Here is an 8,299-nt window from a genome sequence, read left to right as displayed (position 1 = left end):
AAAGCGACCAGTTCCTCCTTGGCGTACAAGGCTGAACCAAACTTGCCGCTCTGATCGCGCTCCAGCCGCCCCTTGCCGCCAGCCCAATGGCCAAGCTCGTGCAGCGCCGTGCGAAACCAGTTCACCGGTTCATGAAAGGCCGCCTGCGGGGGAACCTGTACATAGTCTTGCTTGGGTGAATAGAACGCTTCGCTCCCGCCGATCCGGAAGTCGGCACCGCTGGCGGTAATCAGCCTGTCCACCTCGGCTATCGCCATCACGGGATCGGGCGCCACCGGTTCTTCCGCATACTGTTCGGGCAGCCCCTCGATTTGATCGAGATTGAACGCCGTGAAGCGCTTCAGGAAGGCAATCGTGCGCGCCTCGCGGTCCTCGCCTGCGGCCCTTGCGGCCTCGTCCTTGGGGGTGAAGCGGTCGGCATAGCAAATGACTGTGCCTTTCTCTCCGCGCCGGACATGCCCGCCTGCCTTCTCGGCTTGCTTGTAGGTAAGCCAGCGCTGCGAGGTGAATTGACGCTCCACCGCCTCGCACCACAAGATCAGCACATTAATTCCGGAGTACACTCGTCCAGACACCGCGTTGTGCGGCATCGTGCATGCACACCGGGCCTTGTTCCAAGGCTGCACCCACGGAAGGCGTCCTTCTTCCAGCTCGGCGATTACCCGTGCGGTCACCTCGCCATAAAGGCTCTGACGGTCGGCCATAACTCCTGCTCCTTTCCTCAACCGCCATTGACCGGCGCCAGAGTGGCGGGGGGCGGCAGGAGCAGACCAGAAGCCCCGCCGGCTAAAGGCGGGGCGCACCCGAAGGGGCGAAACGAAGAGGAGCACCCGGCAGCGCAGCGGACGGGTTGCGCGCCGTCGAGGCGGGGCTAAGGGGCCGCGACGCCCCCCGCCACCACGGAGCCGTCAAGGCTCACGCCGCCGCGCCTCACGCGCAGCGACCATTGACGGGATGCCAAGGGCAGCCCGACCGGCACGCCCAAAGGCGAGACGTAACGCGTCATGCGATCGTGACGGCTATGCCGACGAGACGCCGTACGGTGGCTCGGCTGGAGCGGTAGCGGAAGTAGAGCGCGGTCAGGCCGTCAGGGCTGGGACGCAGTTGTCCCTATAATCGCGTCGATCTGTGTTCAGAATTCGATCGTGCCTTCGTCCACCGAACCATCGAAATACACGTCCTTGATGTGGACGGAGGTTGGAGTGAGAGCGCTGAAGGTAGTCGTGGACCCACGCCCAGACCAAGCTCCGGGACCTGTTCCCGGGCCTCCTTCATCAATCATCCGCGTGCGAATGACATCGCCTCTGACCATGCAATCGTAATCAAAATGTTTGCCGTCGTCGCGGGTATAGCTGAGACGGACCAGGCCATCTGTCGAGAGTGACGCTGCCATGCCTTCGATCGAGCGTCCAACAGTGAAGGCCTGTCCAGCCTTACAAACGCGCACAAGGTCATCGGCATTAAGTCGTGCCACGGGCGTCGGGGTATCGTCTGGCACTGACGAGGAGTTGTTTTCTACAGGATTGTCGGCTTCCTGAGGCTGGCAGCCAGAAAGACACATTAGAAGTGAGGCCGGCATCGCAACATGCATCTTTCTCATTGCTGAGTTCTCGGCTCCGGGAGCGATCTAACACGACGGTCTATTTAACATCTCTACTGTTAACCCGTGATCGTGCATGTAGCTAGGCCACATTCACGTCGGTCGTTCATGACCCGCTATGGCCAAACTTGGGTCGCAGAACCGTCGCACCGTCGCGCAGCTGGTCGATATGGTCCGACCAGTGCTGCATCATGCGAACGCGCTCGTCCCAGTACTGGCCGCGCGCATAGGCGCGGCGAATGGAATTGCCATCGGCATGGGCGAGCTGGCGTTCGATCGCATCGGGATTCCAGCAGCCCATTTCGTTGAGCAGCGTCGCGGCGAGCGCGCGAAACCCGTGGCCGGTCATTTCGTCCTTCCCGTAGCCGAGCCGTCGGAGCGCGGCGTTGATCGTGTTGTCCGACATCGGGCGCTCGACCGAACGCAACGAGGGAAAGAGGAAGGGGCTGTAATCGGAGTCGTGCTCGATCTCTTTCAAGATGCCCAGCACCTGAAGCGACAGGGGAACGGCATGAGGGCGTCGCATTTTCATCTTGTGGGCCGGGATCGTCCAGACCCGCTTCTTGAGGTCGAATTCCTTCCATTCGGCCCAGCGCAGTTCGCCTGGACGGACGAAGACGTGCGCGAGCAGACGCAGCGCGGTTCGGGTGAGGGCATAGCCGTCGTAGGTGTCGATGGTGCGCAGGAGTGCACCGGCCTCGACCGGTGTGGTAATCGCAGCCCGGTGGGTCGTTTTCGGAGTGATAAGCGCGCCGCGCAGGTCCGTAGCGATATCGCGCTCGGCACGGGCGGTCGCGATCGCATAACGAAAGACCTGGCTGGCCGCAGTGCGCGCGCGATTGGCGGTGTCGTACCGCTTCGAGGCCTCGATCTTCTTGAGCGCGAGTAGCAGCTCATGCGGAGTGATTTCGGCAATCGGACGCTGGCCGAGCGCGGAATAGAGCTTGGCGAGAAGCCAGCGCGACTTCTTGATCGTCATCGCCGCTGCGCCCTCGGCACCGATCTTTTCGAGCCACTCGTTCCCGACCGCTTCGAACGTATGCGAGGCGGCGAGGGTCTTTGCGATCTTTTCCAGCTTGGCCTGCTCGATCGGGTCCGTTCCATCGGCGATGAGGCGCCTTGCGTCGAGCAGACGTGTCCGCGCTTCGCCCAGCGGCAACTCAGGCCAACGGCCGAAGTTGATGGTCTTCTGTTTTCCGAGAATGCGGTAGTTCATTCTCCAGGACTTGGTGCCGCTCGGTTCGATCTGTAGATAGAGCCCGTCGCGGTCGCTGAGCTTGTAGGCCTTGTTCCGGGGTTTTGCACGCGACACACAGGCCGCATTTAGCCCGGATTTCTGCCGGTTTCCGTAGGACATGATGGTAGTTCCCGATCGCGTTGGCGGGACAACCATCAAATCTACCATCATTTGGGTGAGATTTAGTGAAATGGCCCGAACCTGACGGAGCCATAATACCACTCAAAAACCGCAGAAAACAGCCAGTTTTGGGATGCTTTCAGACCTGCTGAGAAGCAAAAATGGAGGCCCGAGCCGGAATCGAACCGGCGTATACGGATTTGCAGTCCGCTGCGTCACCACTCCGCCATCGGGCCATCCGTGTGGAGGAATGCGCGCCTAGCAATGGATCGGCCGGGGTGCAACTCAGATTCGCGTTGAAAGCGGCAAATCGTTTGCGGAGGCCTTGGCAGGCGCAGGAACTGGGCAGGTGAGGGAACTGGCCGTGCAGTCGGCGCTTTCATCCTTTGCCGTTCGGCGTTTATGATGAAGGTCGCTGATTGCCGCCAGGCCACGTGGAGTGCTTCCCATGATTCTCGGAGCCGTTCTTGCCGGAGGACTGTCCCGCCGCTTTGGCAGCGACAAGGCGCTTGCCGAACTGAACGGGCACACGCTGATTGCCCTGGCTGTCGATGCCTTGGCTGGCTTGTGCGAGCATGTGGTGGTCGTGGGCCGCGAGACGGCGCCTGCGCCGGCCCTGCCAGACTGGCCGCGGGCCGATATGGGGCCGCTGGCGGGGCTGGCGGCCGCTCTGCACTACGCCCGCGACGAGGGCTACGAGGCCGTGCTGAGTTGCGGCGTGGATGCGGCTGTCCTGCCTGAGGATTTGCTGGATGCGCTATCGCCGGCGCCCGCGTGCCTGGCCGCGCAGCCGGTGATCGGTCTCTGGCCTGCCGCGGCCGCGCCGGTGCTGGAGCAGTTGCTCCATAGCGATGAGCGGCACTCGATGCTCCGGTTCGCCGAACTGATCGGCGCCCGGAAGGTGCAGACTGCGGTTCCGATCCCGAACATCAACACGCCCGGGGATCTTGCGGCGCTGTCAGATCGGCAGTGACACCCGGTCGGGCGCCTTGCCGGTGCTCTGGTTGCTGGCACTCTGGCCGGAAAATCGCGTGGGGGCCTGTTCCTGGTTGCCGCTGGTATCGCAAATGCGCAGGCAATAGCCGCCTTCCTGGGCTGTCTCGATAACACCCTGGAGGCCTCCGATGGCGAGCTTGCGGCGCAGGCGCGACATATGGACGGCGATGCTGTTGGTTTCGGGCACGAAGCCCATGCGCCACACGTCATGGATCAGCGTTTGCTTGCTGACCGGGTGGTTGGGGCTGTCGGCCAGCCGCCACAGCAGCGCGAATTCGCGGGGATTGAGATTGAGCGGCTTGGTATCGACGTGGGCCTCACGCGCGAGCAGGTCCAGCCGGAGCGTGCCGAACCGGCGCTGGCGGGGCAGCCAGTGCGAAAAGTCCGCCACGCGTTTGGCGCGGGCTCCAAGCTCTTCCAGGGCGATCGTGTCCGAAACGACATCGGCGAACCCATGCTGCAGAAGCATGGTGCGCTCTCCAGCGCGCCGGACGCCCGTCACCAGAATGTAGCGCCGGGTTTCCGCCGGATAAGTGGACAGGACGCGCATCCAGGCGACGCTGTCGAGATTGCCGGCATCGATGAGACCGATGCAGTCGGCCGAGGGGGTATTGCCCTCGCTCAGGGTCCAGCCGTCGCGGCGCAGGTCAAGAGTGGACGGAAGCGGTCCCGACCCCAGCCAGCAGTATTGGAACGAATCCCCCCCACGCTGATTTGAAGCGCCCATTAGTCCCCCGTGCGGTTGCCGGCGAGATTGCCGGCTGTGGCGAAGCGTCAGGGGAAGGATCGGGGTGAAGGGGATTCGGAACAACTCGCAAAATCTTACAGGGTAGGCCTGTGGTTTTTCCCTACATTATGAGGTTTTCCCTCAGGAACCCGGGGTGTTCACCCCCATGGATGCCAGGTAGCGCTTCACGTTGCGTGCGGCCTGGCGCAGGCGCTGCTCGTTTTCGACCATGGCGATGCGCACGAAGCCTTCGCCGTCCTCGCCATAGCCCACGCCCGGGGCAACCGCGACTTCGGCATGGGTGAGGAGTTGCTTGGAGAATTCCAGGCTGCCCATTTCCTTCAGCGCAGGGGGCAGCGGCGCCCAGGCGAACATCGAGGCCTTGGGGCTGGGAATGTCCCAGCCGGCGCGGCCGAAGGCTTCGACCATGACGTCGCGCCGCTTCTGGTAGAGCTGGCGGTTGCGCTCGACGATGTCCTGCGGGCCGTTGAGCGCGGCGCAGGCCGCGGCCTGGATCGGGGTGAAAGCGCCATAGTCGAGGTAGGACTTCACGCGCGTCATCGCCGCGATCAGCCGCTGGTTGCCCACGGCAAAGCCCATGCGCCAGCCAGCCATCGAATAGGTCTTGCTCATCGAGGTGAACTCGACCGCGACATCCTTGGCGCCGGGCACTTCGAGGATCGAGCGGGTCGGGTTGCCGTCGTAGTAGAGCTCGGAATAGGCAAGGTCGGACAGGACCCAGACCTTGTTCTCCTTCGCCCAGGCGACAAGGCGCTCGTAGAAGGCCAGATCGACGGTCTCGGCGGTCGGGTTCGAGGGGTAGTTCACCACCAGGATCGAGGGGCGCGGCACTGTGAAGGCCATCGCCCGGTCGAGCGATTTCCAGTAGTTCTCGTCGGGCGTGGTCGGCACCGAGCGGATCGTGGCACCGGCGATGATGAAGCCGAACGTGTGGATCGGGTAGCTGGGGTTGGGGGCCAGCACCACGTCGCCCGGCGCGGTGATCGCGGTGGCCAGGCTGGCGAGGCCTTCCTTCGAGCCCATGGTCACGACCACTTCGCTTTCGGGATCGAGTTCGACGCCGAAGCGGGTGGCGTAATAGTTGGCCTGGGCGCGGCGCAGGCCGGGGATGCCCTTGGACTGGGAATAGCCGTGGGCGTTGGGCTTGCGGGCCACTTCGCACAGCTTGTCGATCACGTGCTGGGGCGGGGGCAGGTCGGGGTTGCCCATGCCGAGGTCGATGATGTCCTTGCCCGCCTGGCGTGCTGCGTGCCGCATCGCGTTGACTTCGGCGATGACATAGGGCGGCAGTCGCTTGATGCGGTAGAACTCGTCTTCCATGACCTCTTTGATTCCATAAAAACTGGCGGCACCATCGCCGCATCGTCCCTGTAGGGGATTACGCTCGTTGCGCAAATGCCTCATCGTTGCAAAGATTGTAACAAGGGTTGAAGCCTGAAGGGCCTTGTTGGGACTCGACACGGGGCGCGTGGGAAGCCAAACCGGGCTGGACAGGCCCCGTACACCTGCCGGTACACCTGAGTGCACACCGAGGAGCTCGATTGCCCATGGCGAATGACGCCAGTGACCTGATGAACGACGTCGTGCGAACCCAGACTGAAAACATGGCAACGCTTTTCGGAGCGCTCATGCCAGCCAGCGGCAAGCCGGATCCGGATGCCGCCGTGCAGTGGGCAAAGATCGCGGCCCGGATGCAGTCGCTGTGGACCGACTATCAGGTCGAACAGATCGGCAAGGTCACGGACAGCCCGCCGCATTATGCCGACCCGGTGAAATGGATCGCCACGGCCGAAGCCGTGTTCCGGCAATTGCCGCTGGCCACGCCGCAAGTGCAGCAGGACATCTGGGATGAGGTGATTGCGCTCGTCAACACGGTGTCCGGGCAGTTCGGGTTCGGTCCGGGCGGGGCAGCCGGGCCGGCGGACGAGCCGGAGCTGCCGCGCCGCGACCGCCGGTTTGCCGATCCGAAGTGGCAGCGCCAGCCGTTCTTCGCGCTGCTGCACCAGCTCTATCTCCTTCTCGGCGAGAAGGTGATGAGGCTTGCCGAAGCGGTCGAGGATGTCGAACCGGCCCGCAAGGCGCAGCTCGTCTTCGCGGCCCGCGCGATGGTCGATGCGCTGAGCCCGGCGAATTTTCCGCTGACCAATCCGGTCGCTCTCGATCGCGCAACCGAAACCAATGGCGAAAGCCTGCTGCGCGGGTTCGAGAACATGCTGAACGACCTGCGCAAGGGGCAGCTCACGCATACCCAGCCGGGGGCTTTCGTGCTGGGCGAGAACATTGCCGTGACGCCTGGCAAGGTGGTTTACGAGACGCCGCTTTTCCAACTGATCCAGTACACGCCCACGACCGACAAGGTGCTGAAGACGCCGCTGGTGATCTTCCCGCCATGGATCAACCGCTTCTACATCCTCGATCTCAACGCGAAGAAGAGCTTCGTGCGCTGGGCGGTGGAGCAGGGCGTCACGGTGTTCATGGTCTCCTGGAAGTCCGCCGACCCGTCGATGGCGGGCATGGTCTGGGACGATTACATCCAGGCGCAGATCGAGGCGATCGATCATGTGCGGGACCGGCTTGGCGTGCCGTCCGTGCATACGATCGGCTATTGCGTGGCAGGCACGACGCTGGCGGCCACGCTGGCGGTCCTCGCGCGCAAGGGAGAGGCGGACAAAGTCGCCAGCGCCACTTTCTTCACCGCGCAAGTGGATTTCGAGGAAGCCGGGGACCTCAAGAATTTCATCGACGACCAGCAGATTGAAACGCTCGGCACTCTGTCCCCGGAAGGCTATCTCGATGGCCGCTATCTGGCCGCGACGTTCAACCTCCTGCGCGGCAACGATCTCGTCTGGAATTACGTCGAGAAGAATTATCTCAAGGGCGAGGACTATCCTGCCTTCGATCTGCTGCACTGGAACGGCGACGTGACCAACCTGCCGGCGCGCTGGCACCGCGACTATCTGCGCGATCTCTATCGCGACAATCGTCTTGTGGTGGCGGATTCGCTGTCGGCTTGCGGCGTGCCGATCGACCTGCACCGGATCGCCACGCCGGTCTATGTCCAGGCCGGGCGCGAGGATCACATCGCGCCGCCGGCGAGCGTGTGGAAGCTGACGCGCTACCTGTCCGGCCCCTGGACTTTCCTGCTGGCGGGGTCAGGTCATATCGCCGGCGTGGTCAATCCGCCGTCCTCGGGCAAGTACGGGTACTGGACCAATGCCGGCACGCCCGAGACATTGCAGGATTTCATTGCCGGCGCCGAGGAACATGCAGGTAGCTGGTGGCCGCATTGGCGCGAATGGCTCGGCGGGCTCGATCCCGCGCAAGTTCCGGCGCGGGGCAAGCGTAAGCCCGGCGGCCGGGGCGACAAGGCTATCGAGGATGCGCCGGGGCGTTACGTCTCGACGCGTTGAAGCGAGTCGAAAGAACGCTGAAGCGAGAGCGGGCTGTCGCAGTTCCTTGCGCGGTTCTTGCGGCGGACCGATGCGCCTGGATGCAATGAAAGCGGCGGTTTTCAGTCAGATATGCTGCACTGCAACATGAATTGTGCATTGCAGCAATTTCATGTTGACTTCGCTTGTGCAAAAACCTATTTTGCATT

At 63.2% G+C, this 8,299-nt stretch carries 7 protein-coding genes and 1 tRNA gene; 2 read left to right on the top strand and 6 right to left on the bottom strand.

Translation table 11 applies throughout. The annotated features are described in order from the left end of the window. The 4 genes from NN5_RS18640 to NN5_RS18630 all read right to left on the bottom strand — a co-directional run. On the bottom strand, positions 1-704 hold a 704-nt coding region (locus NN5_RS18640; protein WP_067736832.1), incomplete at its 3' end, for an ArdC family protein. 428 nt (positions 705-1,132) lie between these two features. After that, positions 1,133-1,591: a hypothetical protein gene (locus tag NN5_RS25970; protein WP_157081209.1), complete on the bottom strand. Its 459-nt coding sequence runs from the start codon at positions 1,589-1,591 to the stop codon at positions 1,133-1,135. Between the two features lie 115 nt (positions 1,592-1,706). Then, complete coding sequence (locus tag NN5_RS18635) at positions 1,707-2,957, bottom strand: tyrosine-type recombinase/integrase (RefSeq protein WP_067736830.1); 1,251 nt, start codon at positions 2,955-2,957, stop codon at positions 1,707-1,709. Positions 2,958-3,119: 162 nt separating this feature from the next. Continuing rightward, positions 3,120-3,193 (bottom strand) — tRNA-Cys (locus NN5_RS18630). A 212-nt stretch (positions 3,194-3,405) separates the two neighbouring features. Here NN5_RS18630 and NN5_RS18625 point away from each other — a divergent pair. Then, positions 3,406-3,930, top strand: coding sequence for a molybdenum cofactor guanylyltransferase (locus NN5_RS18625; protein ID WP_067736827.1), 525 nt, complete (start codon positions 3,406-3,408; stop codon positions 3,928-3,930). Here NN5_RS18625 and NN5_RS18620 read toward each other — a convergent pair. Together NN5_RS18620 and NN5_RS18615 are read right to left on the bottom strand one after the other, a co-directional pair. Next, positions 3,916-4,680, bottom strand: a complete 765-nt coding sequence (locus NN5_RS18620) for a winged helix family transcriptional regulator (RefSeq protein ID WP_084385041.1) — start codon at positions 4,678-4,680, stop codon at positions 3,916-3,918. The genes NN5_RS18625 and NN5_RS18620 overlap by 15 nt on opposite strands. 141 nt (positions 4,681-4,821) lie before the next feature. After that, the gene (locus NN5_RS18615; RefSeq protein ID WP_067736824.1) at positions 4,822-6,021 is read right to left on the bottom strand and encodes an LL-diaminopimelate aminotransferase; all 1,200 of its coding nucleotides are present in this window, start codon (positions 6,019-6,021) and stop codon (positions 4,822-4,824) included. A 227-nt stretch (positions 6,022-6,248) separates the two neighbouring features. Here NN5_RS18615 and NN5_RS18610 point away from each other — a divergent pair, with 227 nt between their 5' ends. Further along, positions 6,249-8,111, top strand: coding sequence for a PHA/PHB synthase family protein (locus NN5_RS18610; RefSeq protein WP_067736822.1), 1,863 nt, complete (start codon positions 6,249-6,251; stop codon positions 8,109-8,111). The last annotated feature ends 188 nt before the right edge of the window (positions 8,112-8,299 follow it).

Source organism: Novosphingobium naphthalenivorans NBRC 102051 (assembly GCF_001590985.1).
In the GTDB taxonomy this organism is placed as follows: domain Bacteria; phylum Pseudomonadota; class Alphaproteobacteria; order Sphingomonadales; family Sphingomonadaceae; genus Novosphingobium; species Novosphingobium naphthalenivorans.
Note: the sequence above shows the minus strand (reverse complement) of the source record. Positions and strands in the feature narration are given on the sequence as shown.

Bases quoted from the DNA above. Each gene is read 5' to 3' on its own strand.
- NN5_RS25970 (WP_157081209.1), bottom strand. From the start codon at position 1,591: ATGCATGTTGCGATGCCGGCCTCACTTCTAATGTGTCTTTCTGGCTGC.
- NN5_RS18635 (WP_067736830.1), bottom strand. From the start codon at position 2,957: ATGTCCTACGGAAACCGGCAGAAATCCGGGCTAAATGCGGCCTGTGTG.
- NN5_RS18625 (WP_067736827.1), top strand. From the start codon at position 3,406: ATGATTCTCGGAGCCGTTCTTGCCGGAGGACTGTCCCGCCGCTTTGGC.
- NN5_RS18620 (WP_084385041.1), bottom strand. From the start codon at position 4,680: ATGGGCGCTTCAAATCAGCGTGGGGGGGATTCGTTCCAATACTGCTGG.
- NN5_RS18615 (WP_067736824.1), bottom strand. From the start codon at position 6,021: ATGGAAGACGAGTTCTACCGCATCAAGCGACTGCCGCCCTATGTCATC.
- NN5_RS18610 (WP_067736822.1), top strand. From the start codon at position 6,249: ATGGCGAATGACGCCAGTGACCTGATGAACGACGTCGTGCGAACCCAG.